The organism is Paraburkholderia metrosideri, assembly GCF_904848625.1.
In the GTDB taxonomy this organism is placed as follows: domain Bacteria; phylum Pseudomonadota; class Gammaproteobacteria; order Burkholderiales; family Burkholderiaceae; genus Paraburkholderia; species Paraburkholderia metrosideri.
The window spans coordinates 254,024-276,742 of the sequence record NZ_CAJHCP010000009.1; the positions used below are offsets into that span (position 1 = coordinate 254,024).

At 59.6% G+C, this 22,719-nt stretch carries 19 protein-coding genes; 12 read left to right on the plus strand and 7 right to left on the minus strand.

Annotated elements, in window-relative coordinates; all coding sequences use genetic code 11:
- Window positions 1–54: 54 nt before the first annotated feature.
- Window positions 55–984, minus strand: a complete 930-nt coding sequence (locus tag LMG28727_RS21645; protein WP_201644344.1) for a LysR family transcriptional regulator — start codon at window positions 982–984, stop codon at window positions 55–57.
- Window positions 985–1,131: 147 nt separating this feature from the next.
- Between LMG28727_RS21645 and LMG28727_RS21650 the strand changes: the two genes are divergently transcribed.
- Complete coding sequence (locus tag LMG28727_RS21650; protein WP_201644345.1) at window positions 1,132–1,824, plus strand: SDR family NAD(P)-dependent oxidoreductase; 693 nt, start codon at window positions 1,132–1,134, stop codon at window positions 1,822–1,824.
- Window positions 1,825–1,878: 54 nt separating this feature from the next.
- Here the strand turns inward: LMG28727_RS21650 and LMG28727_RS21655 are convergent, their stop codons facing one another.
- A complete protein-coding gene (locus LMG28727_RS21655) occupies window positions 1,879–2,943 on the minus strand; it encodes a helix-turn-helix domain-containing protein (RefSeq protein WP_201644346.1) in 1,065 nt (354 codons plus the stop codon).
- 343 nt (window positions 2,944–3,286) lie between these two features.
- Between LMG28727_RS21655 and LMG28727_RS21660 the strand changes: the two genes are divergently transcribed.
- Window positions 3,287–5,326: a M3 family metallopeptidase gene (locus tag LMG28727_RS21660; protein WP_201644347.1), complete on the plus strand. Its 2,040-nt coding sequence runs from the start codon at window positions 3,287–3,289 to the stop codon at window positions 5,324–5,326.
- Between the two features lie 36 nt (window positions 5,327–5,362).
- Here the strand turns inward: LMG28727_RS21660 and LMG28727_RS21665 are convergent, their stop codons facing one another.
- The 3 genes from LMG28727_RS21665 to LMG28727_RS21675 form a co-directional block, all read right to left on the minus strand.
- Window positions 5,363–6,673 (minus strand): Nramp family divalent metal transporter, encoded by a 1,311-nt coding sequence (locus LMG28727_RS21665; RefSeq protein WP_201644348.1) that lies wholly within the window; start codon window positions 6,671–6,673, stop codon window positions 5,363–5,365.
- A gap of 182 nt (window positions 6,674–6,855) precedes the next feature.
- On the minus strand, window positions 6,856–7,482 hold the full coding sequence (locus LMG28727_RS21670) for a superoxide dismutase (RefSeq protein WP_201644349.1): 627 nt from the start codon (window positions 7,480–7,482) through the stop codon (window positions 6,856–6,858).
- Between the two features lie 32 nt (window positions 7,483–7,514).
- Entirely contained in the window at window positions 7,515–8,006 is a 492-nt protein-coding gene (locus LMG28727_RS21675; RefSeq protein WP_201644350.1) for a DUF2753 family protein, read from the minus strand.
- Window positions 8,007–8,321: 315 nt separating this feature from the next.
- Between LMG28727_RS21675 and LMG28727_RS21680 the strand changes: the two genes are divergently transcribed.
- Window positions 8,322–8,750, plus strand: coding sequence for a low affinity iron permease family protein (locus LMG28727_RS21680; RefSeq protein WP_201644351.1), 429 nt, complete (start codon window positions 8,322–8,324; stop codon window positions 8,748–8,750).
- Between the two features lie 76 nt (window positions 8,751–8,826).
- On the opposite strand, the gene LMG28727_RS21685 is transcribed toward LMG28727_RS21680, so the two are convergent.
- Window positions 8,827–9,249 carry a DUF302 domain-containing protein gene (locus tag LMG28727_RS21685; RefSeq protein WP_236592194.1) on the minus strand — a complete coding sequence of 141 codons (423 nt, stop codon included), beginning with the start codon at window positions 9,247–9,249 and terminating at the stop codon, window positions 8,827–8,829.
- A gap of 259 nt (window positions 9,250–9,508) precedes the next feature.
- On the minus strand, window positions 9,509–10,429 hold the full coding sequence (locus LMG28727_RS21690) for a LysR family transcriptional regulator (protein WP_201644352.1): 921 nt from the start codon (window positions 10,427–10,429) through the stop codon (window positions 9,509–9,511).
- Window positions 10,430–10,538: 109 nt separating this feature from the next.
- Here LMG28727_RS21690 and LMG28727_RS21695 point away from each other — a divergent pair, with 109 nt between their 5' ends.
- The 9 genes from LMG28727_RS21695 to LMG28727_RS21735 all read left to right on the plus strand — a co-directional run bounded on the left by LMG28727_RS21695 (window position 10,539) and on the right by LMG28727_RS21735 (window position 22,689).
- Window positions 10,539–11,633, plus strand: coding sequence for a tartrate dehydrogenase (locus tag LMG28727_RS21695; protein ID WP_201644353.1), 1,095 nt, complete (start codon window positions 10,539–10,541; stop codon window positions 11,631–11,633).
- Between the two features lie 268 nt (window positions 11,634–11,901).
- Complete coding sequence (locus LMG28727_RS21700) at window positions 11,902–13,212, plus strand: MFS transporter (RefSeq protein WP_201644354.1); 1,311 nt, start codon at window positions 11,902–11,904, stop codon at window positions 13,210–13,212.
- A gap of 320 nt (window positions 13,213–13,532) precedes the next feature.
- Window positions 13,533–14,558: an acyltransferase family protein gene (locus LMG28727_RS21705; RefSeq protein WP_201644355.1), complete on the plus strand. Its 1,026-nt coding sequence runs from the start codon at window positions 13,533–13,535 to the stop codon at window positions 14,556–14,558.
- A gap of 476 nt (window positions 14,559–15,034) precedes the next feature.
- Window positions 15,035–16,423 (plus strand): class I SAM-dependent methyltransferase, encoded by a 1,389-nt coding sequence (locus LMG28727_RS21710; protein ID WP_201644356.1) that lies wholly within the window; start codon window positions 15,035–15,037, stop codon window positions 16,421–16,423.
- 20 nt (window positions 16,424–16,443) lie between these two features.
- A complete protein-coding gene (locus LMG28727_RS21715; RefSeq protein WP_201644357.1) occupies window positions 16,444–17,799 on the plus strand; it encodes a sensor histidine kinase in 1,356 nt (451 codons plus the stop codon).
- Between the two features lie 7 nt (window positions 17,800–17,806).
- The gene (locus LMG28727_RS21720) at window positions 17,807–18,946 is read left to right on the plus strand and encodes a hybrid sensor histidine kinase/response regulator (RefSeq protein ID WP_201644358.1); all 1,140 of its coding nucleotides are present in this window, start codon (window positions 17,807–17,809) and stop codon (window positions 18,944–18,946) included.
- Window positions 18,946–19,947, plus strand: coding sequence for a response regulator (locus LMG28727_RS21725; protein WP_201644359.1), 1,002 nt, complete (start codon window positions 18,946–18,948; stop codon window positions 19,945–19,947). The genes LMG28727_RS21720 and LMG28727_RS21725 overlap by 1 nt, the downstream gene beginning before the upstream one ends.
- A 382-nt stretch (window positions 19,948–20,329) precedes the next feature.
- Window positions 20,330–21,109, plus strand: coding sequence for a transcriptional regulator GlcC (gene glcC, locus LMG28727_RS21730; protein WP_236592196.1), 780 nt, complete (start codon window positions 20,330–20,332; stop codon window positions 21,107–21,109).
- 206 nt (window positions 21,110–21,315) lie between these two features.
- Window positions 21,316–22,689, plus strand: coding sequence for an MFS transporter (locus tag LMG28727_RS21735; protein ID WP_236592197.1), 1,374 nt, complete (start codon window positions 21,316–21,318; stop codon window positions 22,687–22,689).
- The last annotated feature ends 30 nt before the right edge of the window (window positions 22,690–22,719 follow it).

Below are 22,719 nucleotides of genomic sequence, written 5' to 3' on the forward strand. Positions count from 1 at the left end.
CGCCGGCTGACTAGTTCGTCCGGGCGAGGGCGCTGTTCAGCAGTGACCTGACGTTCAGAGCGGCACCTGCTGCCGGCAAACCGATAGCACGAGTTGCCGTAGCCAACGATGAACCGGATCGACCTCCAGACGCGGATGCCACATCTGCGACACGGTAATTCCTCCCGTCGCTACAGGAAGCTCGAACGCGTAAGTGGCGATGCCTGCTGCATCGCGTGGAAGTTCGGTTTGATTGCGCAGAAAAGAAGCGGGCACGAGGGCGATCAGATCCGACGTGCGAGCCACGGCGAGCGCGGTGGGAAAGCTTGGCACCACCGCCACGATGGTTCGTTCTAAACCGAGCGCGGCCAATGCTTGATCGACGGGGCCACTCATGTGTCCGTGACGCGACGCGACGACATGCCCAAACGCGACGTATCGTTCAACGGTGACGTCGCCGTCGAGTTCAAGCGGGTGTCCCTTTCGGACGAGGCCCACGAAGCGGTCCCGGAACAATGCCTGCACTCGCACCTCGGGACCCATGTCGCTTAATACGCCAATCTCAAGATCAGCCGAACCGTCGCGCAAATGGGCCGCGGTCTTGTTGAGCTTCGGCGCGAAGCACAGACATACGTGCGGTGCAACCGCCGTTACCGCAGCGATCAGCGGTGAACCGAATGCCTCGACAAAACCATCGTTGGCGCGAATGGTGAAGGTTCGCCGCAAGGTCGATAAATCGACTTCTTCCTTCGACGGACGCAGCACTGCACGCGCCTCGTGAACCGCGTTTTGTGTCCGTTCGCGGATTTCCTCGGCATACGGCGTCAGGACCATCTGACGGCCCGCCCGGACCAGCAACGGATCGCCGGTGGCGGCGCGAAGCCGGCTGAGCGTTCTGCTCATGGCCGAAGCACTCAGTCCTAGTCGACGGGCCGCGCCTGCGACGCTTCCATCGGCAAGCAGCGGGTCGAGCGCAATCAGCAGATTCAGATCGGGTTCGGCCATGCCCGGATCGTAACACCGCGCGGCTAGAGAAGGCGTTTGATGCAGGTTACGAGTGCATTTGTTGCGTCTTCCGCCATGTGTGGATCGGCGCTACATTGATCTTGGCCAGCGCGGCAGACCGCGCGTAAATTCATAGGAGCAAGGCAGATGCAACCCTCAACCCCGCAGAAAACCGCACTTCTTATCGGCGCATCCCGTGGTCTTGGACTGGCAATGGCCGCGGAATACCTCAGACGCGGTTGGCGCGTGATCGCCACCGGTCGGGCCAACTCGACGGACCCACTCCGTCACCTCGCAGGAACGCTCGAAGTCGAAACCGTCGACATCACAATGCCCGAGCAGGTCGCAGCTTTACGCGCGCGGCTCGCAGGCCGTCAGATCGATCTGCTTTTCGTGAATGCGGGCGTTAAAAACGACGATCGCGAAACCATAGCCGATGTCTCGACGGACGAATTCATCCGCGTGATGGTGACGAACTCGCTCAGCCCGATGAGGGTGATCGAGGCGTTTCAGGACCTCGTGCGACCCAATGGAACAATTGGCGTGATGTCGTCGGGGCAGGGGAGTGTCACGAATAACGTCAATGGAAATTACGAGGTTTATCGGGGCAGCAAAGCGGCATTGAACATGTTCATGCGGAGTTTCGCGGCGCGCCACGCCGATGATTCGCGAACCCTGTTGCTGATGGCGCCGGGTTGGGTACGCACGGAGATGGGCGGCCCTGGAGCGCGTCTGACTATCGAAGAAAGCATTCCGAACCTGGTGAATACGATCGGCGCGTACGAGGGGCGCTCCGGTCTGCATTACCTGGATTATCTCGGCCGGGTTGTGCCGTGGTGAGCGGCGGCGTTGCCAGGCGATGGGCACGCTCCGGGTGAAGCAAGCCCTTCGCGCTTAACCCCGCAGATGATTCTTGCGAGGCTCAGGCTTCGTTCTGACTGACCTGCCCAGTGTTGCGGACGGCAATTCTCCAAACTGTTGAAAATAATCCTGCGAAAATCGGGCGAAATGAAAGAAGCCCCAACGCATGGCGATGACGGCGACGGTGGTGCTAGTGCCGTATGCCGCTTTCAGGTCGCGCCGCGCGCAATTGAGCCGTCGCATTCTTAAGTAGGCAAGCGGTGAGACGCCATAAATCTGCAGGAAGCTGCGCTGAAGCGAAGCGCGACTCACGCCCAGTTCGTCACATAAGCGCATGACCGTCAACGGTTCGTTGACGCTGCTCTCTATCAAAGACTGCGCGGCCTGGGTGATCCTGTGTGCGTTAAGCAATGGCATTCGCGTGGAGCGGGCAGTCGAGTCGAGCAGCACGCCGAGAATGCGTTCCAGCACGACCTGGTCCAGATAAGCGCGATCGATCGACGCAAACAGATCGGCAACTGGCGAATGCTGAATCGACATCAAGGTCTCAGCCATGTCGTCGAGATAGCTGGGATCGAGGCCATCCAGAAACAGCATCTGCCGGCCGCTTCCCGGCAGGTCATAGCCCAATGTGTCGGCCGCCTGTAAAAACCGCTCCTGACGGATCCGGAAAAACACGATCTCGCTGGGCGGTAGAAGAACTTCGTAACTCTTATTGCCTGGCATATAGCCGACACTTCGTGTCGAAAGCGCGTCGAGTCCGCAGCGCCCTTGCCCGGAGATTGAGCGGATCAGGCTGACCGTGCAGTAATCAGGAGGAAAGTACTGCCGCTTCAATACCGTGCGATTTTGCCGCTCGGTCGCGACGAGCGTGTCCTGAATGCCGAGTTGTTGAAACCGGCCGGAAAATGCGCCGCCGTCAATCTGGTCGTATTCGATGGACATCCATCGCCGCTGGATGCTTGCGGCATCGTCCGCATCTACTGTCACGAGATCCAGCCACGAGGGCTGGCCAGTGGCGCCGGTTGCGTGTTGAGTTAATGCGTGTTGGGCGACCGGATCGCGTCGAGCCGACGCATTCATTGTTCTGTCTGGCATGAGAGGCGTGACTAATTCCGGATAGACGACGGATGACAATCAGGGAAAACTGGCGGCAGAGCGCCAATAAAAAGAATTTGCTCGAAGTCTCGTTTGCAGGCGCGTTTGAATAACGAATATACCTAAACTGCTACGGGAAGAAAATGCGCAGGTGCGGCGGCGCTTTCAGTTAAATGAAAGCGCCGTTTTTTTTGGGGGGGCGTGTTGATTGAGTCCGGATTGAATGCGCCGAACTCATTTATGCCAATTGCATATTTCCTCTGAATGCCAGGGCGGCGGCGAGATCGCGGCGATGTTTTATCATGGTGGCTCTTCCACCTTGACGCCCACAAGGCAGATCGCGATGACCGACCACAGCAATCCGCTGTTACGAGACTGGCATACCCGCTACGAACTGCCGCCATTCGCGCAGATCAAACCTGAACACTTTGCGCCGGCTTTTGCCGAGCTGTTCGCCGAGCATCTCGCTGAAATCGATACGTTGGTCGCCAATCCCGACGCGCCCACGTTCGACAACACGGTCGCCGCGTTCGACGCCGCAGGTGCAAGGCTGGATCGCGTGCGTCTGACTTTTGGGAATCTGTGCGCTTCGGAGTCGCCACCCGCGTTACAGGCGGTGGAGCGGGAAATGGCGCCGCTGCTTGCTGCACATGACAGCAAAGTCTCCCTGCATGGCGGTTTTTTCGCGAGGCTGCACGCGGTCTATGAGCAATCGGCCACGCTTGAATTGAACGAAGAGCAGCAGCGCCTGCTGCGGCGCCTCCATACCGACTTCGTGCGTAGCGGCGCCACGCTGCAAGGTGCTGCACGTGAGCGCTTCGCGGCGATTGCAGAGCGGCTGGCCGAGTTGTACACCCAGTTCTCGCAAAACGTGCTGGCCGACGAATCCAGCTATCAACTACCGCTGACCAGCGAGGCCGACCTGGCCGGACTTCCCGATTCCATTCGCCAGTCTGCGCGAAGCGCGGCCCGGGAACGCGGTGTCGATGGCTATGTGATCACGCTGTCACGCTCGCTGGTGCAGCCATTCCTCACATGGTCCACGCGCCGCGACTTACGCGAAACCGCATGGCGTGCATGGACAAGCCGGGGAACGACGCCAACGGCAGACAACCGTCCGCTAGCCCATGAGATTCTCGTGTTGCGCTCGGAACAGGCGCGCTTGCTGGGATACGACAACTACGCTGAGTACGCGCTGGCGGACCGCATGGCAGCCAAACCGGCCGCGGTGTATGCATTGTTCGACCAGGTGTGGGAGCCGGCCAAAGCCAGCGCTGCACGGGAACGACAGGCGCTGGTCGCGCAAGCCGGGGCGCTCGGCGAACCCACGGATATCGAACCGTGGGACTGGTACTACCTCGCCGAAAAAGTGCGCGTGGCGCGTTATACGCTGGACGACGCCGAAGTGAAACCCTACTTCAGCCTCGAGGCCATGCTGAACGCCATGTTCGATTGCGCCAACCGCCTGTTTGGCGTTCAGTTCGTCGAGCAGACGGGCGTATCGCTCTATCACCCGGATGTGCGCCTGTGGGAAGTGCATCGCGGCGACGAGCTGGTGGGCGTATTCCTCGGCGACAACTACGCGCGCCCGAACAAACAGGGCGGCGCGTGGATGAGTGTTTATCGCAGGCAAACACGTAACGGCGGCAAAGCGATTCCGATCGTGGTCAACAACAACAATTTCGCGCGTGGCGGCGAGGGCGCCACGTTGCTGAGTTTCGACGACGTGCGCACGCTGTTTCACGAATTCGGGCATGGTCTGCACGGCTTGTTGTCGAACGTGAATTACGGCCGTCTGTCGTGTACCAGTGTTCCGCGAGACTACGTCGAACTGCCGTCGCAATTAATGGAAAACTGGGCCACGGTGCCTGAGGTTCTGGCAAAACACGCGCGCCACGTGACGACCAACGCGCCGATTCCTGCGGTGCTGATCGAGCGCATTCGTGCGTCGCAAACCTTTAATCAGGGGTTTGAGACAGTGGCCTACGCATCGTCGGTTCTGATCGACCTGGCGTTGCACTTGCAGAAAGACCCCACCGGTATCGACATCGCCAGCTTCGAGGAAGACGAATGCAAGCGGCTGGGCGTACCTCGCGAAGTGGGAATGCGCCACCGCCTGCCTCACTTCGGTCACGTTTTTAGCGGCGACTATTATGCCGCCGGGTATTACGTCTACATCTGGGCGGAAGTGCTGGAAGCCGAGGCGTTCGACGTATTCGAAGAAGCCGGCAATGCATTCGATCCGTCTCTGGCCGACAAGCTGCAGCAATACGTCTACAGCGCTGGCGATAGTCGTGAACAGCGCGCGGCGTTCCGTGCTTTTCTCGGGCGCGATCCGCAAGCGGCATCGATGTTGCGCAAACGAGGTTTGCTGGCCGCGTGACGCTCGTGTGGTCTCGCGGTCTGATCGTCGCAACGGTCAGACCGCGAATCGCTCCATATCGACGCCGAAGGTCTGGAGCAGCAACACCATATTCAGCACGACGATGACCGCCGTCGCCACGATTGCGGCAACGTCCGTCACGCGACTGTTGACGAATTCGCCCATGAGGTCGCGCCGCCGCGTGAAGAGCACCAGCGCGATCATTGGAACGGGCAACGCCAACGACAGGACGACCTGGCTGACCACCAGTGCTTGCGTCGCATTCACACCAAGCGCGACCACGATGAAAGCGGGCACCATCGTCACCAGCCGGCGCAGCCAGACAGGGATCCGAAATCCGACGAAGCCCTGCATGATCATCTGGCCCGCCATGGTTCCGACGACCGAACTGGAAACTCCCGAACTGATCAGCGAGATCAGGAAGATCGCGGCGGCACCCGCACCAAGCAGCGGCGTGAGCGTGTGATAGGCCGTTTCGATTTGCGCGACATCGCTGTGACCCGCGTGGAATGCAGAACTTGCCATGATGACCATGGCCATGTTGACGAGACCGGCGATGGCGAGCGCGACAACCACTTCACAGTTCGAAAAACGCAGCAGCAGGCGGCGCTCGCGCGCATTGCGTCCTGCGATACGGCTTTGGGTCAGGCCGGAATGAAGAAAGATCGCGTGCGGCATCACCGTTGCGCCGACGATGGCGACCGAGATGGTTAGCGCTTCCGCGTTGGGCATCGATGGAACGATCGCATGCAGACCAACCTGTCCCCACGCGACAGGCGCGATAAACATCTCCGTGAGATAACAGAGGCCAATCACACCGACGAGCGTGCCGATCACGATTTCCATCGGCCGGAAGCCATTTTTTTCGAACAGCAGAATGACGTAGGTCGCGATAGCGGTGATCGCCATGCCGGCCATGAGCGGCAGGTTGAACAGCAGCGACAGCGCAATTGCGCCGCCGAGGAATTCGGCGAGGTCGGTGGCCATGGCCGCGACTTCACTGACGGCCCACATCGCGTAGACGGCGGGACGCGGAAATTGTTCGCGGCATAGTTCTGCCAGATTGCGGCCCGTCACGATCCCCAGTTTGGCGGAGAGCGCCTGAAAGAGCATCGCGACCAGGTTTGCCATCAGCACGACCCACAGCAGCGAATAGCCGAACCTTGCGCCGGCCTGAATGTTCGTCGCGAAGTTGCCCGGGTCCATGTACGCGATCGACGCAATCACAGCCGGTCCTGCAAACAGCAGGATCGAGCGGAGGCCACCGCGCCGGTTACCAGCGAGCACGTCCAGGATCGCGGACGTCGCGCGTTCGGTGAGCGTGTTTCTGCTCGCCACCGTGTTCATCAAAGTCTCCGGGCTATGTCGATCTTGTGCGATGGTGCGAAAAGCGTGAGGTTGCCGGCAAAGCCGGGATCCAGGCAGGAACGCATCGGCGTGACAGCGTGTATCGACGGAAACCGCGCCGTTGCCGATCTCCTGCCGCACGATAAATCTAGTGAGGCAGGAGAACCGCAGGATGACGGTGCTTACCGGCTCAGTGCCGCAGCGTGGCGTCGTGCGACTTCCGGCCAGCTGATCACGTTGTAGAACGCTGCGATGTATTCCGGTCGGCGATTCTGGTATTTCAGGTAGTACGCGTGCTCCCAGACATCGAGACCGAGAATCGGCGTATTGCCGGACATGAGTCCGGCCATCAACGGGCTGTCCTGATTGCCGGTGCTCTCGACCACCAGCTTGCGTTGCCGGTCGACGCTCAGCCACGCCCAGCCACTGCCGAATCGCGTCAATGCCGCTTTGGTGAAGGCATCCTTGAAGGCGTCGAAGCCGCCGAGGTCGGTGTCGATCGCTTTCCTGATCTCGCCATCCGGCTCGCCGCCGTCTTGCGGCGACATGACGGTCCAGAAAAGACTGTGGTTCGCGTGACCGCCGCCGTTGTTACGCACGGCCGGCTTCAACTGCTCGGGAAGCGATTCGAGTTGCGCAACAAGGCCTTCGACAGGCAGATCCTGGTACTCGGTGCCTTCCAGCGCCGCGTTGAGATTGTTGACGTAGGTCTGATGGTGTTTGGCGTGGTGAATCTCCATCGTGCGGGTATCGATATGTGGTTCGAGTGCGTCGACCGCATACGGCAGTTCGGGCAATACATGAGGCATGAGGCGGCTCCTTGCGAATGGGAGAAGGATGTTCAGTGCCGGGTCGGGCTGTCTACGTTCATCGCCAGACAACCTGCACGGAGTGCCTGCGTGATCAGCGGATCCGGTCCGTGCCGCGACACGTGAGCGATCAGCGCCATGTGCGTTTCACGGCTGTGACGGATGGCGGCTTGCTGAAGCGCGGGATCCCGGCCGGAATCCAGAAGGAGTGCGATCAGCGCTTCGTGAGCGCGGCTGAGGTGTTCGGCGGCGAGATCAAGATCACCTTGCCCGGCGTGAAGATCGGCCAGGTTGTGGCACGAGACCACCAGCGCGGCCACGCAATCTTCGGCTCGACCGGGCAGAGGTGTGTCAATCAACTGGCGCGCGATGGACAGTGCTCGCCGGTAGCCGGCGAGTGCGAGTACGGTCTGGCCTGCGCGTTCCGCAGCGAGGGACTCGCGCGTGATGGCTTCCCACTGTGGCAGGCTCGGACTCGTTGCGGACGGGCTGTCCGGGATAAAGCGGTCAGTGTGCTGGTGCATGACGAAGGCTCCTGGTTATGCACCCTTTGCGTGGGACTGAACGCCTTCGTACTCGGGTTAATGAATGATAACCATTATCATTTGCGTTGGCCAGTGTTACTTGTGCGGATAGCGTATGGGTCTCCTGATCAATTCAGGATCGATGCGATTGCAGGCCGACAGTTGCGTCGACGTTTTATCAGGCACTGCGAAGGGGATGTGCACGATACGTGTTGCCCAGTTAGCGGCGATGATCATCGCCGCGGATACTTGCGTCATCTCAATCCCGGTCGTGACATAACATTCGTCACACTGCCCTGAGAATCGGAGATCGTCATGACCGGAAAATGGTTTTCTAAATTTTCGAGTTACCTTTCCACCATGACCGGGAGACCGCTTACTTTTGTCGTCGCGGCCATTCTTGTGCTTTTATGGGCAGTCACCGGTCCGGTTTTTCACTACAGCGATACGTGGCAACTCGTGATCAATACGTCGACGACGATCGTCACGTTTCTGATGGTCTTCCTGATCCAGAACACCCAGAACCGCGATACCGCTGCGATGCAGATCAAGCTCGACGAACTGATTCGCGCGATCGAGGGTGCGCACAATGCGTTGCTCGATCTCGAAGAACTGGAGGAGAAAGACCTGAGCCGATTCCGCAAACATTATGAAAGGCTGGCGGAAGAGGCGCGCACGGCGCTGCGCGCGGGAGGAAATGATACCGACTCGCCGTTTGTTGAGAGTCGTGAGAGGGAGGGCTAAATGCGGTTGTTGATTTCGCTGTGTGTCAAATGCTCAACCAGCGTCCTCCTCGCCTTGTTTAACGAGACACACGTTGTTATCGCGCAGCGGCATCCACCAGCGCGGCGACGCCGCTAACCGGCTTCATCAGATCGTCCGGAAGTGCGTGACGCTGGCTGAGATAGTCGGTTGAGTTGAACGACAGCCACGCGCGGCCGTCCGCGTCTTCCCAGATCAGCACTTTAAGCGGGAGATCCAGCGCAGCGGTTGGCGCGTATTGCATCAGCGGCGTACCGGCCTTGGGATTGCCGAAGATAACCAGTTGACTGAAGGGCAGCGCGAGCCCGGCTCGTCCGGCATCGCCGCTGAAATCGATGCAGGTGAAAAGCATGAGCCCCTTGTCCCGGATCAACGCCTGGAACCGGTCGACCGTCGCGATACCCGAGTGCGCGCTTGCGACGGTGACGATACCGTTGTCCGCGCTTCCTGCGATTGAACCAGTGGCCATCATGTCTCCCATGCGGACGGTGCGTTCTCGCAGCCTTGCGGGAGTGGCTCTGATTAACAGAGCCTGCATGGTTGCGTCGAACCCTGACGAAACGGATTCGTTCAGTTTAGGCGTTCCGTGCAACGCGAGTGGCCGATTGTGCTGTTGGGCGCCGGTGCGGAAAAGGCTTCGAGTCGCTGTCGGCGACATATGTTGAAGCGCCAACCGCCCGAGTGAACCGACGCAGTCAGCATCGGCCGCCTGAAAACGGAGCAGCATCATCGCTGCTCCGTTAAGCCCTCAACTCATTCCCAAGCTCTAGCGCAATGAAATCGACAAACGCGCGTATCCGGTTCGACATCTGATGCCGTTGCGAGTAGACCGCGAAGATATCGGCGTTGGGCGTTTCATGATCGGGCAGTATCTGAACCAGTCTTCCATCCTGCAGATACTCGCTGATGTCCCACTCTGCCCGCATCAGGATGCCGTGCCCTTCCAGCGCCCACTTGACGGCGATCTCGCCATCGTTGGTGGTTAGCGTTCCATTGATACGCACCGCCTCCGTCTTGCGCGCCGCACCGCGTCCCGAACTCAGACGCCAAACGCCGTAGGCTTCATCCCCTTGGCGGATGCCGATGCAGTTATGCCGTGACAGGTCATGCGCAGTCAGCGGCACGCCACGAGCCGCCAGATAAGACGGCGCGGCGCAAAGCAGCCGGCGGTTCGGCGCCAGCCGCCGCGCGACCACGCGCGTATCGGGCGGCTCACCGAAGCGGATGCAGACGTCGAACGTATCGTCGGTCAACGGCGGCGGCGTCACCGACAGTTGAAGTTGCACGGACACCTCGGGGAAGCGTGCGACGAAGCGTGAGACCACCGGGGCAACATGGCTGCGGCCAAAACCGAGCGTCGAATTCACGCGCAACAGGCCTTGCGGCTTTTTCTTCGCGCTGCCGAGTAGTTCAGCGAGGCTGTCAATCTCGTCGAGAATGCGGCGCGCATGTTCGAGGTACAACTCGCCCTCGGGAGTCAGCATCATCCGGCGCGTTGTGCGGTTGACCAGCGCAACGCCAGCGCGGGCCTCCATCTGCGTCAGTCTTTTGCTGACAGCCGCCGCTGTCAGCCCCAATTCGCGCGCAGCGGCGCTCAGGCTGCCGGATGACGCCAGCACTGAAAAGAAGCCCAGATCAGCGGCCAGGACGGTCTCGCGCATGGAGCTATTTGTGAATTAAAGTTAAAGATGCTTTGATATTAGCACCGGTTCTTGCCTCCGGATGTGGGTAGAGTCGACTCACACCGATTAAACGTGAAGGAACGGAGACATGAAAACCTATCGCATCGCAACCATCCCTGGCGACGGCATTGGCAAGGAAGTCGTCCCGGCAGGTCAGCAGGTTCTGTCGGCACTCGCCAGCACCACTGACGCGTTCGCCTTCGAGTTCGAGAACTTCGACTGGGGCGGCGACTACTACCGCAAACACGGCGTGATGATGCCGGACAACGGGCTGGACGCGATCCGCGATAAGGACGCGATCCTGTTCGGTTCGGCAGGCGATCCGGACATTCCCGATCACATCACGTTGTGGGGTTTGCGTCTGAAAATCTGCCAGGGTTTCGACCAGTACGCGAACGTGCGTCCGACGCGAATCCTGCCGGGCATCGACGCACCGCTGAAGCGCTGTGCGCCGGAAGACCTGAACTGGGTGATCGTCCGCGAAAACTCGGAGGGCGAATATGCGGGTGTCGGCGGCCGCGTGCATCAGGGACATCCGATTGAAGCCGCGACCGACGTGTCGATGATGACGCGTGCCGGCGTCGAACGCATCATGCGCTTCGCGTTCCGGCTGGCGCAGTCGCGTCCGCGCAAGTTGCTGACCGTGATCACGAAGAGCAACGCACAACGTCACGCGATGGTGATGTGGGACGAGATCGCCGTGCAGGTGTCGAAAGAGTTTCCGGATGTCAAATGGGACAAGGAACTGGTGGATGCGTCGACGGCCCGCATGATCAATCGTCCGGCGAGTCTCGACACGATTGTTGCCACCAATCTTCACGCCGACATCCTGAGCGACCTGGCTGCCGCGCTTGCAGGCAGTCTCGGTATCGCGCCGACCGGCAACATCGATCCGGAGCGCCGTTTTCCGTCGATGTTCGAGCCGATCCACGGCTCCGCGTTCGACATCATGGGCAAAGGCCTCGCCAATCCGGTCGGGACGTTCTGGTCGGTTGTCATGCTGCTTGAGCATCTGGGCGAATTCGACGCCGCGAAGCGCGTGATGCAAGCCGTCGAAGCAGTGACGGCCGATACCTCGCTGCATACGCGAGACCTTGGCGGCCAGGCGACCACTGCTGAAGTGACCGCCGCTGTTTGCGCTTTACTCGGCGAGCCGGCAGCGGCAGCGGCGCGTGCAGCCTAAGCACGCGTGAACCCGGCTTGCGCTTGTTACGTCCGCAAAAAGCACGCGTATTCGGGCGAAGCCGTCGAATCCGAAGGATCGAGTCCGGGCCAGTGCCGCGCGTTGCGCGGCCCGGCTCAGCTCGTCCGCGCACTAAAAACAAGCTGGGATACACGATCTACCGATCGACCCGTCGATGTAACGAGAGAGCCGGCTTAACCGGCCCCGGCACACGATGCGTTTTACTTCGTTGCAGGCAGCGCATGGCCCAACCTCCCAGGAGGAGACAATGATCACCGATCTCGAAAGCCGGGTTTCCCGCAAGCTGATGTTGCGGATCATCCCGTTTGTCATGCTGCTTTATTTCGTGAGTTTTCTGGATCGCGTCAATATTGGTTTCGCGGCCATGACGATGAACAAAGCCATTGGTCTGTCTCCCACTGCGTTTGGTCTTGGCGGCGGATTGTTTTTTATCGGCTATTTTCTATTTGAAGTACCGTCGAATCTGATTCTTCACAAGGTGGGCGCACGCCGATGGATTGCGCGCGTGATGATTTCGTGGGGCATCGTGTCGGCAGCCTCTGCATTCGTGGTCGGGCCGAATAGCTTCTACGCGCTGCGGTTCATTCTGGGTGTCGCAGAAGCGGGTTTCTTTCCCGGCATCATCCTTTATCTGAACCTGTGGTTCCCGAGCCGTCAACGGGCTGTTGCCGCTGCGTGGTTCATGGCGGCGGCGCCGATTTCCACCGCCATTGGCTCTCCGCTCTCCGGCGCGATCATGAAGCTGCCGTCCATCGCCGGACTCTCCAACTGGCAGATGCTCTACATTCTCGAAGCGGTCCCCGCCATTATTCTTGGCTTCGTCGTGCTCAAGTACATGACGGACACGCCGCGAAAAGCGCATTGGCTTCAGCCCGAAGAACGTGAGTGGCTGGTCGCAAGGCTGAAAACGGAAGCAGAAGAAAAGCAGTCACACGCAGGACACACCGCCGGTGCACTCAGTGCATTGCGCGACCCCCGAGTCCTTGCGCTGGCATTGATTTACTTCGGGACCTCGGCGGGTCTTTATACACTGGGCCTGTGGGCACCGCTAATTATTCGCCAGTACGGATTCGGCTCGTTCGAAACCGGTTTGATCGCTGGTGTTCCGAGTGTTCTAGCGGTCGTCGCGATGATCGTATGGGCGCGGCATTCGGACCGCACGCAGGAACGGACCTGGCATGTCGTCATTCCCTGTGTCGTCGCATTTGCCGGCTTCGCTCTGGCCGGTGGCGCCGGCAGCGCGCTGATGATCATTGTCGCACTCGTGATTGTGAACATCGGAATCAGCTCTGCGAAAGCGCCATTGTGGTCAATGCCGAGCATGTTTCTGTCGGGCGCCGGTGCAGCAGCGGGCATTGCGATGATCAACTCCGTTGGGAATCTTGGGGGCTTCGTCGGGCCGTTTGTGATCGGCTGGCTCAAGAACGTCACGGGTGGCTATTCAGCGGGCCTGTATGTGGTGGGCGCAACACTCGGCGTGTCGGCAATCGTCACGTTGATGTTGAGCCGGCAGACAAGGCAGGCACCCATTGCAGTCGAGGAGCGACACGGTCATTAGAAAGTACTGCGCTTTAGAACTTAGCTGTCAACCGCTGACTGGATTGACGACGCATTGCATGCTTGCCGCGCTCTGTGAGCCTTAGCGTACAGAGCGCGTCTTTTCGCACTGTAATAGTGAGACGACCCGCAATTGCAGTGACAGGTCGCCCGATGCTGCACGCCAGGACGTGAACCGGAGGTGACCATGGGATATGCAAACGTTCGTCGGATGCGCAACGAGTCGGGTGAAATCCGGCCAATGACAGGCGTGCGGGGCATTGCCGCGCTAGCGGTCGTGTTTCGACATTTCTACGTGCTACCGACACGGTCGGAAATCAGTTGCAGCATGCCTATCTGGCCGTCGACATGTTCTTCATGCTGAGCGGCCTGGTGCTGGCACTGAACTATGCATCGACGGTCACGTTAGGTGCAGGAAGCAAGCCCTATTTATCGTTTATTCAGAAGCGCATTGCGCGCGTGTTCCCGCTTTATCTCTTCGTGACGGTCGTGAAGACGGCCTACGATCTGAGCAAGCATATCGGTCTCGGACTCGCGATGCCCGATACCTGGGAACTGAAAACGATGATCGCAAATCTGTTCCTCGTTCAGGCGTGGGGAATCTCGGAGAGCGCAGTCGGTCCCGCATGGTCGCTGAGTACCGAATTCGGCGCCTATATCCTTTTCCCGATTCTGGTCGCACTGACGATACACAGCAGGACGGCGGTCGCGTGGATCATGACGATCCTGAGTGGCGCACTTCTGGTGGCTGCTGCTATGGGCAACAGTGGTTGCACCACGTGCACGGGCTATCTGGATATTTTCCGCGGCGATACCTTATACCCGCTCATGCGATGTGTGGCGGGCTTCACGTTCGGGCTGACCGGTTACCGGCTGTGGAGCGTGCCGTCAATCCGCGCAATCGCATCGGCTAATCTGTTTGCGCTCTTATCCGCATTCGGCATGCTCGGTGCATATTTCGCGGGCTTGCCTGACCTGGCTATTTACGCACTACTGTTTGCGACCGTTATGGCATGTTTGGGAAATTCCAAAGCCGCGAATGCGATGTTTGGCAATCGCGTGGTGTTTTTCTTCGGAAAAATCTCCTTTTCGATCTATCTGGTTCATATTCTTCTTGCGCCCGCCGTGAAGCGGGTCGTGGCTCTTTCCGATGCGCATCTGGGCCACTTCTCTGTCGTCGCGTCGGCATTGTTCGCGTTCGTCACGGTGATTGCGTGCTCCGCGGCTTCCTATCACATGGTCGAAATGCCGGGCCGGCGGCTTGCACTCAGGTTGATGTCGCGCAAAAACAAGAACGACGAAGCGCCCGCCGTGATCGCCATCGAAGAAGGCGATGCAGCGCGATGACTGACGTCGTTGCTGCGCACGCTGTTGTTCGCGATGGCCGTTGGCAAAGCGTTCGTGGCCGGGTCAAGCGTCGTTGAGCATGTGGATTCAAAAGCGGCAGCGGGCGGTCGTGCCGGTGGCCGCTTTTTTTTAGCGCGTCACGACGTGGGGTTTTGCCGTGATCGGACGCATACTGGTGGTTCCAAGGAAAAAATGGTTTACTAAAAAATCAATTTTTACTGCGTGTTATTGTTACGCAAGGCAAATTTGTGTGCGTGGTTCATCCTGAATTGAGCGTGGTTCAAGATCGAACTTGTTGGTGTTACACTGCCACTCGCCAAAGCCTCTCTGGCATAGGGTTTGGATGGTTTCGAAATGCATCGCCCGTTTGAGTCGCATCGACAGATCGTAGCCAATGTCATGCATGTGGCGGCCATTTTCTGAACTTCATCCGAACACTCAGCTGCGTTTTTCCAGATTCCTCAGGTTCTAAAACCGTGTACTCTCAAACGCAAATCGATCCGGTAGTCAGTTTCCGCAACTCGCAGCGCGAACAGGTGCGTGGCACGATCATTAACCTCCAGAGAAAATCTTTGGTAATGGAGGTCTATAACCCTTATTCCATTGTGCAGGTCAGTGAAGTATTAAGCGACCTGAGTGTGCGAATGGGCGCCAGGAATGCCTATCTTGGCAAGGCCGTGGTCGTCAGCCTCGTGAATACCGGTCTCACCGCGGTAGTGTCACTGGCACTGATCGACGAATGGCGAGAACTGAGTGTTCTCTCTAATGAATCCAGGTCAGTCGGGCGCGAAGCTGAACACTTCATTACCGACTGGGACGCGCGATTCAATATCCGGCGTGACTATCAGATCGTGGTCAACGAGATGCGGGCATTCCTGTCGGAAGTGTCGCGCTGGGTCGAGCAGGTGGATCTGACCGAAAGTCTGCCGAAGACCGATGGCCGGCTGCGCGAAGATCTGTTCTACGAGCTCGCCACACCCATAATGCATAAGGTCAAGTCTTACCTCGTCCGACTCGAGGAAGAGGCTGAGCGTGTCGATATCGAAATCGCACCTGTGCATCGCACGTATGCGCAAGCAGCGTTGCATCCGCTGCTGCTTCGAGCACCGTTTGTCTATCGCACATTTACGAAGCCGCTGGGCTATGCCGGCGACTACGAGATGGTCAATCAGATTCTGAGCGATCCACAGCAGGGACCGACCACCTACTTCCAGATCGTCAATACGGCGTTCCTGAAGGCCGCCGTGGCGACCGCGCACAGAAACCGCATCACGCTGCTGATCGACTTTCTGACGCGCCAGGCTGAAGCCGCGCGCGTGGCCGGCAGACCGTTCCGCATTCTCAATGTCGGTTGCGGACCGGCTTTCGAGATTCAGCGCTTCGTGCGTGAATACGCGCGGCCCGATCTGCTGTCGTTCCAGCTGGTCGATTTCAGCGAGGAAACGCTGGCGTTTACGAAAGACGCAATCGAGCGCTCGGCGGCCGAAGGCGGGCACAAGGTCGTGGTGGAAACGGTGCATCAGTCGGTGCACGACCTGCTTAAGCGCAAGATCACACCCGACCCGTCTTTGCGTGAATTCGACGCCGTGTATTGCGCGGGTCTGTTCGACTACCTGTCGGATAAGGTGTGCGCACGTCTGCTCAGCTATTTCGCGTCGCGTACGCGGCCGAATGGTCAACTGCTCGTCACCAACGTGCATTCGGCGAACCCCGAGAAATACGGCATGGAGCACCTGCTCGAGTGGTATCTGATCTACCGGAATGAAAGCGGCATGCAAGCGCTGTTGCCCGAACAGTCCGCCGGACACAAGCTCTATGTCGACGAGACCGGAGTGAATGTATTCGCGGAAGCCACGATCCTCTGACGTCAGCAGACACCTCATCCATGAGCATCAGCCAACTGCACTCAGGCTATCAAACCGAGCTGGCGGACTTTCGCATTACGTTCAGCCGTGGCGGCGCCTATACGGCCATTGTGCTTGTCCTACTCGGCGTGGGACTGGATTACGCGCAGTATCCTCAACTGCTGTTACCGTTCGCGGCGGCGCGGGTGGTCGTTTCATTGCTGATCGGCGGCATCGTGGTACTGCTGGGCAGTTCGGCGGGACGAAACCTGAGCCCATGGTTGACCCTGTCATGGCTGCTGCTGCCGCAGATCATGATTTCGTGGATGATCTGGCAGACCGACGGTGTGCTGTCGCCGTACTACATGGGGCTGAATCTCGCCATCTTCGCGTCCGGCATCGCATTGCCTTTCGGCTTATGGCAGAACGTGGTGTTTGGCGTATTGTCGTGCGTTCTCTACCTGCTGGCCTGCCTGCTGCATTCGAGTGGTGGGCTGCCGGGCGGCACGCTGACCGTCAACGTGTTGCTTCTTCTGTTTGCTGCCGCGGCCAGCGCGGTCTATACCTTCTTCAACGAGCGAGTGCGCTTCATGCTGTTTCGCCTGAAGGCAGAGGTCTCCGCGAAGAATGCCGAAGTCTCAGCAAAGAATGCTGAACTGGAAGTGATCAACCGTCAGTTGGTCGACATCAAGGGTCAACTGTTGCAACAGGAAAAAATGGCGGCAATCGGTACGCTTGCCGCTGGCCTGCTGCATGAAGTCAACAATCCGGTGAATTTCTGCCTGATGGCGATCGAACTCGGGCTGGAAGAGCCCATAACCAAAACGGAACCGACGCTGCAAGAATGTCTTGTCGACGCGAAGCAGGGCATGCAACGCATTCAGCATATCGTGTCGGACCTGAAGACTTTCGCCTATCGCAAGCCGGGTGCCGAGGCAGAGGTGGGCACCCCGTTCCTGTTCGAGAAAGCGCTCGATTCATCCATTCGACTCGTCGCGCATGAATTGCGCGGCGTCGCGGTCACGCGCGACCTTCCCGTCGATACGCTGGTGCAAGGCGACGAGGCTGCGATCATCGGCGTGTTGATCAATCTGCTGTCGAACGCGGTATTGGCCATGCGTAAAGCGGGCACCGTCAAACCCGCCATTAACATCGCCGTGAAATGGGAGGAAGATCGTCTGCACGTGACAGTACGGGACAATGGGCCAGGCATTGCGGATGAACATCTCGCGCGCGTGTTCGAACCGTTCTTCACTACCCGTGACATCGGGCAGGGCCTGGGTCTGGGGCTGTCAATCAGTTATGCGGTCATCGAGCGCCACGGCGGTCTGCTGTTTGCCGAGAGCGAACTGGGAAGCTGGGCATCGTTCAGCTTTGATCTGTCGCGCGCGCCTTGAGAACATAATGAATGACATCAGACAGACGCGGCCCACTCTTCTCTACGTCGACGACGAAGAGCTGGCATGCAAATATTTCGCCCGCACAGTAGGGGCAGAATACGACGTGCTGGTCGCGAGAAGCAGTGACGAGGCAAGCGCCATCCTGCTGCAGGACAGCGCTCGCATTGCGGTACTGGTCACGGATTTTCGTATGCCCGGGCGCGATGGCGGCGATCTGCTGCGGCAGGTGGCGCAGGAATATCCGCACATCATTCGCATTCTGGTCACCGCTTACGCAGACAAAGACGTGTTGCTGCAAACGGTCAATGCCGGCGAAGTATTCCGCATTCTCGAAAAGCCGCTGACGCCGGCTATCGTGCGTGAGACGCTGCATGTCGCGTTCGATCGTTACCACGAACGTGCGTTGCAGAATCAGCGCTTGATGGCAATGGGCGAGACGTTGGCCTTTCTCGCGCATGAACTGAACACGCCGCTCGCGGCTATCGCGCTGAACGCGCGCAGTATCGAAAACCGTACTGACGGCGAGCAGGATTCCGGCCGCGCGCACGACGCCGACGGTGAGATCGCTGGCGCCGCGCGGTCGATGCGTGAGAGCGCGCAGTACTGCATATCGGTCGTCTCATCGTTCTGGCGGTCGGTCCACAATGGGCACAGGCGGCTTGCGGGGAGCGATCCGCGCAACGAGGTTACCGCAAACGGACTCATCTCCGCGCTGCTCGATACCTATCCGTTTGCAACGACGCAGCGGACGTGGGTACAGGTTGACGTGGTCGGCGACTTTCCGGTGGTGACGCAACCGAATTGCGTGGCACTCGTGCTCTCTTCGCTATTGTCCAACGCGCTGCGCGCGCTCGCGGATGTGTCCGCGCCGTCGGTACGCTTCACGGTGCGAGCGGAACCCGAGCCCGGCATCAGCATCTGCGACAACGGTCCCGGCATTCCGCCTGAGGTAAAGGCCAGTCTGTTGACAGACCCGATCACCACCCACGCGAAATCCGGTGGGAACGGCCTGGGCCTGATTTTGTGTAACCGCGTCATGCAATCCTGTGGCGGCGGCATCCGGATCGAGTCCACGCCAGGGGGCGGCACCACCGTCATGCTGGATTTCCCCCCTATCAAAGATAAAACGCACAGGAGTTATTGATGAACGAAGCGAAAGCCACACAGGAGTCGTCACCGGCGATCATCTTCGTCGATGACGAGGCCACGGCCGTGAAATACTTCCAGCGTGCTATCGGAAGCCTGGCGCCGGTCCTGACTGGCGGTTCGGTAGAAGAGGGCAAGGCTCTGCTGGACGCGCACGGTGACAGCGTGGGGGTCCTTGTCTCCGACCAGCGCATGCCGGGCGAATTCGGCAACGAGTTGCTCCGCTATGCCAGCGAGCGCTATCCGCATATCGTGCGGATTTTGACTACCGCGTATTCGGAGATCGACCAGACCGTCGCGGCCGTCAACCTCGGTCATATCCACCGCTATATCAAGAAGCCGTGGGACATCACCGCGTTGCGGATGGAACTGAAGCAGGCGCTCGAACTGGCCGAGTTGCGTAAGGAGCGGGATCATCTGGTGCGCGAGAAGCTGGGTGTGCTGCAAAAGCAGACGCTCGCCACACGGGTCGGTGCGGTTCGCGCGATGTCCGCCACGCTGATCGGGCCGGAGCGCTTCCAGCCGGTGGATACCTACCTGGCCGCAGCGGTACTGGCCAGCGTGCAAAGCTCCGAGGCCGACTGGCTGTTGCTCGACTATTCCGATCTGGTCGCCGCCGAGAGTAACCGCAGCGGAGTGTTTGGGCATCAGGTGGCGGAGAACCTCGCGACGCTGCGTAACCGTCATGCCGGTTCTGGCGTGAGCGGCGCAGTGTCGGCGGTGGCCGGGACGCTGGAGGAGGCGGGCATCAAAGTCCGTCGCGAAGGCGATGCTCTGATCTGGAGCGATCTTCCCGCACTGACAGAATTCCTGGGCGAACCGGCTAACAACGCGGTGTCGAATCAGCACGCTGTCTGGTTTGCAAGCCTTCTGTGGCTGGACGGGAATGACTTTGCGCTCGAACCGGTCCGTGAGGGTGAGGCCATTGCATTCCGGCCGGTTCAACGCAAGACAGAGTTTCCCGCCGATCGCCTTGCGACGTGGATCGAGCAGTTCTGAGGTTCACAGGGTCGAATCACTCTAACAACTCCATTCACTGCCGCCCGCTATGGGTCAAATGACAGGCGCCCAGGTCGCCTGCTCTTCAGCGGATGGGGGACGAATTGTACGGCGGCGAATATGCCGCCGTTTTTCGTTGTGCGGGCGTAGCGTCACCATCTTCTGCTCGCGTTGTGCGTGGCCCTCAGCGCGCGACTCGCGCGTTTCCTCTTTCCGACAAAAAAGACCGCGGAGGTGGCTCGCCTTGACGGCGCTCATCTCCTCAGTGCGCGTGCGCTCGCCTGGCTCTCCCGATGCCTGAACATTTCTCGCTGCTCGTCGCATCGCATGACAAAAATGCTAGCATCGTCGAGAAGGGTGAATCCTCAAGGTGGTAGGACCAGTGAAAAATGCAGCCGAAAAGAAAACTCTGGAAAGCGCGTTGAAGATCGCTGACGTCGTCTCCGAGCGCGTGGAAAGCCTGATTGTCGACGGTGTATTGAAGCCGGGTCAGGCGCTGCCTTCCGAGCGGCGCCTGATGGTCAAGCTGGGCGTTTCGCGGTCAGCGCTGCGAGAAGGGCTGAAGGTGCTGCGCGCACGCGGGATTATCGAAACGTCGCAGGGACGGGGCTCGTTCGTTGCGGCGCTGAACACGCAGCCCGCTCTTACACCGATGATGCATCTTCTCGGCTCGCAGCCGAGAACCCTGTACGACATTTTCGAAGTGCGTGAATTGCTCGAAGCCGAATCGGCGCGCCTGGCCGCGCTTCGCGGCACGCAGGCCGACTTCGCGATCATCACCCTTCGCTATGAGGAAATGCTCGCCGCAAATCATAGCGGGGTGGGTGAATCGACCCGCGCGCGCCTTGACTATGCATTCCATCTGGCAATTTGCGAGGCCTCGCACAATCCCGTGCTCGTGCACACGCTGAGTTCGCTCACCGACGTACTGCTGAGTTCGGTCTTCGCGTCAGTGAATAATCTCTACCATCGGCAAGCGGAAAAGCGCGTGATCGACAGGCAGCATGCCCGTCTTTACAAAGCTGTGACGGGCAAACTGCCGGAACAGGCGCGCAAGGCCGCGAGCACGCATATCACTTCCACCATCGCCTGCCTGAAGGAGATCGAGGCCGAGGAGCAGCGGCTGGTGCGGGCAACGTTGCGGCTCAACGGCTGGGAATGACGCCGAACGCAAGTGTCGGCGAACCGCTGCATGCCGCCGCGAGACCGCACCACGCCTGATTTGCGCGGATCATCACATCTGGCACGGCAAAAATAACTGGTAGGACCAGTTAGGTTGTGTCTCGACAGCGCTGTAATGGCACGGAACAATGCGAGCAATCAAACTCAGTTGCGGCGTGAAGCCGCGCATGAATCTGGAGACTCGTAATGAACCCGCCCGATCCCGCCAGTGTGTCTGACCGACTCGCGTCGGACCGACCTCAGAACCCTTCCCTGATCGCAACCACCGCTTTCGAAACTGCGACTTACGCGAAAGTAACGTGGCGTCTATTGCCGTTCCTGTTCATCTGCTATGTCGCGGCCTATCTGGATCGCGTCAACGTGGGATTCGCGAAGCTGCAAATGCTAAGTGACCTGAAGTTCAGCGAGTCGGTGTATGGACTCGGCGCGGGGATTTTCTTCATCGGCTATTTCGTGTTCGAAGTGCCGAGCAATATTCTGTTGCATCGGGTAGGCGCACGCGTGTGGATCAGCCGCATCATGGTGACCTGGGCGTTAGTGTCGGCGGCATCGGTGTTCGTGAAATCGCCGGCGTCGTTTTATGCGCTGCGTTTTCTGCTCGGCGTCGCCGAAGCAGGCTTCTTTCCAGGGATCGTGCTGTATCTGACCTACTGGTATCCGTCGATGCGCCGTGGCCGGATGAACGCATTGTTCATGATCGGTATTCCGGTGGCGGGCGTGCTGGGCGGACCGCTGTCGGGCTGGATCATGCAGGCGGCTAACGGTGTGCGGGGCCTGGCGAACTGGCAATGGCTGTTCGTGCTCGAGGCGATTCCGTCGCTGGTGCTGGGTATCGTCACGCTATTCGTGCTGCCCAACGGCATCCGCGCCGCACGCTGGCTCGACGCGCGGCAAAAGCAGCTTCTCGAAGACAACATCGCGCGTGACGGACATGCGGGTGTAGAGGCGTCGCTGAAAAGCATCGTGTCGAACGGCCGCGTGTGGCGGCTTGCGGCGATCTACTTCTGCTGCATGATGGGTCTCTACGGCGTGAGTTTTTATCTCCCCACGCTGATCAAGGCGGCGGGCGTAAAGGACGCACTCGACGTCGGTTTTCTGGCGGCGATACCGTATGCCATCGCCATCGTGTCGATGATTCTGGTGGCGCGCAGTTCGGACCGTCGCAATGAGCGCCGCTGGCACCTCGCGCTGGCGGCTGTCGCCGCGGCGGTGGGGTTGTACGCAAGCACGCTCTCCACCGGCAACCTCGCGTTCGTACTGGTGACGTTGTCGCTCGGCACAGCCGGTGTGTTGTCGATGATGCCGGTGTTCTGGACTTATCCGAGCAGCGTGCTGACCGGCACGGCCGCCGCTGCCGGCATTGCGATGATCAACTCGGTCGGCAATCTTGCCGGCTTCGTGAGCCCGTCGATTATCGGCTGGATGAAAGACGTGACGCACAGCACGAACGCCGGCCTGATCGTTGTCGCCGTGGCGCTGTTTGTCGGTGCCGTGTTGACGCTGACACAGCGTCTGACTTCAGCGTCGGCAGACGTGTCGTCGCCGCCGCGCCGGGTCTGAAGCCGCTTACGTAATCTGTGATCGAAGGCC

What these genes read in the sequence shown, in the direction of transcription:
- LMG28727_RS21645 (WP_201644344.1), bottom strand. Translation starts at nt 984, where the DNA reads ATGGCCGAACCCGATCTGAATCTGCTGATTGCGCTCGACCCGCTGCTT.
- LMG28727_RS21650 (WP_201644345.1), top strand. Translation starts at nt 1,132, where the DNA reads ATGCAACCCTCAACCCCGCAGAAAACCGCACTTCTTATCGGCGCATCC.
- LMG28727_RS21655 (WP_201644346.1), bottom strand. Translation starts at nt 2,943, where the DNA reads ATGCCAGACAGAACAATGAATGCGTCGGCTCGACGCGATCCGGTCGCC.
- LMG28727_RS21660 (WP_201644347.1), top strand. Translation starts at nt 3,287, where the DNA reads ATGACCGACCACAGCAATCCGCTGTTACGAGACTGGCATACCCGCTAC.
- LMG28727_RS21665 (WP_201644348.1), bottom strand. Translation starts at nt 6,673, where the DNA reads ATGAACACGGTGGCGAGCAGAAACACGCTCACCGAACGCGCGACGTCC.
- LMG28727_RS21670 (WP_201644349.1), bottom strand. Translation starts at nt 7,482, where the DNA reads ATGCCTCATGTATTGCCCGAACTGCCGTATGCGGTCGACGCACTCGAA.
- LMG28727_RS21675 (WP_201644350.1), bottom strand. Translation starts at nt 8,006, where the DNA reads ATGCACCAGCACACTGACCGCTTTATCCCGGACAGCCCGTCCGCAACG.
- LMG28727_RS21680 (WP_201644351.1), top strand. Translation starts at nt 8,322, where the DNA reads ATGACCGGAAAATGGTTTTCTAAATTTTCGAGTTACCTTTCCACCATG.
- LMG28727_RS21685 (WP_236592194.1), bottom strand. Translation starts at nt 9,249, where the DNA reads ATGGGAGACATGATGGCCACTGGTTCAATCGCAGGAAGCGCGGACAAC.
- LMG28727_RS21690 (WP_201644352.1), bottom strand. Translation starts at nt 10,429, where the DNA reads ATGCGCGAGACCGTCCTGGCCGCTGATCTGGGCTTCTTTTCAGTGCTG.
- LMG28727_RS21695 (WP_201644353.1), top strand. Translation starts at nt 10,539, where the DNA reads ATGAAAACCTATCGCATCGCAACCATCCCTGGCGACGGCATTGGCAAG.
- LMG28727_RS21700 (WP_201644354.1), top strand. Translation starts at nt 11,902, where the DNA reads ATGATCACCGATCTCGAAAGCCGGGTTTCCCGCAAGCTGATGTTGCGG.
- LMG28727_RS21715 (WP_201644357.1), top strand. Translation starts at nt 16,444, where the DNA reads ATGAGCATCAGCCAACTGCACTCAGGCTATCAAACCGAGCTGGCGGAC.
- LMG28727_RS21720 (WP_201644358.1), top strand. Translation starts at nt 17,807, where the DNA reads ATGAATGACATCAGACAGACGCGGCCCACTCTTCTCTACGTCGACGAC.
- LMG28727_RS21725 (WP_201644359.1), top strand. Translation starts at nt 18,946, where the DNA reads ATGAACGAAGCGAAAGCCACACAGGAGTCGTCACCGGCGATCATCTTC.
- LMG28727_RS21735 (WP_236592197.1), top strand. Translation starts at nt 21,316, where the DNA reads ATGAACCCGCCCGATCCCGCCAGTGTGTCTGACCGACTCGCGTCGGAC.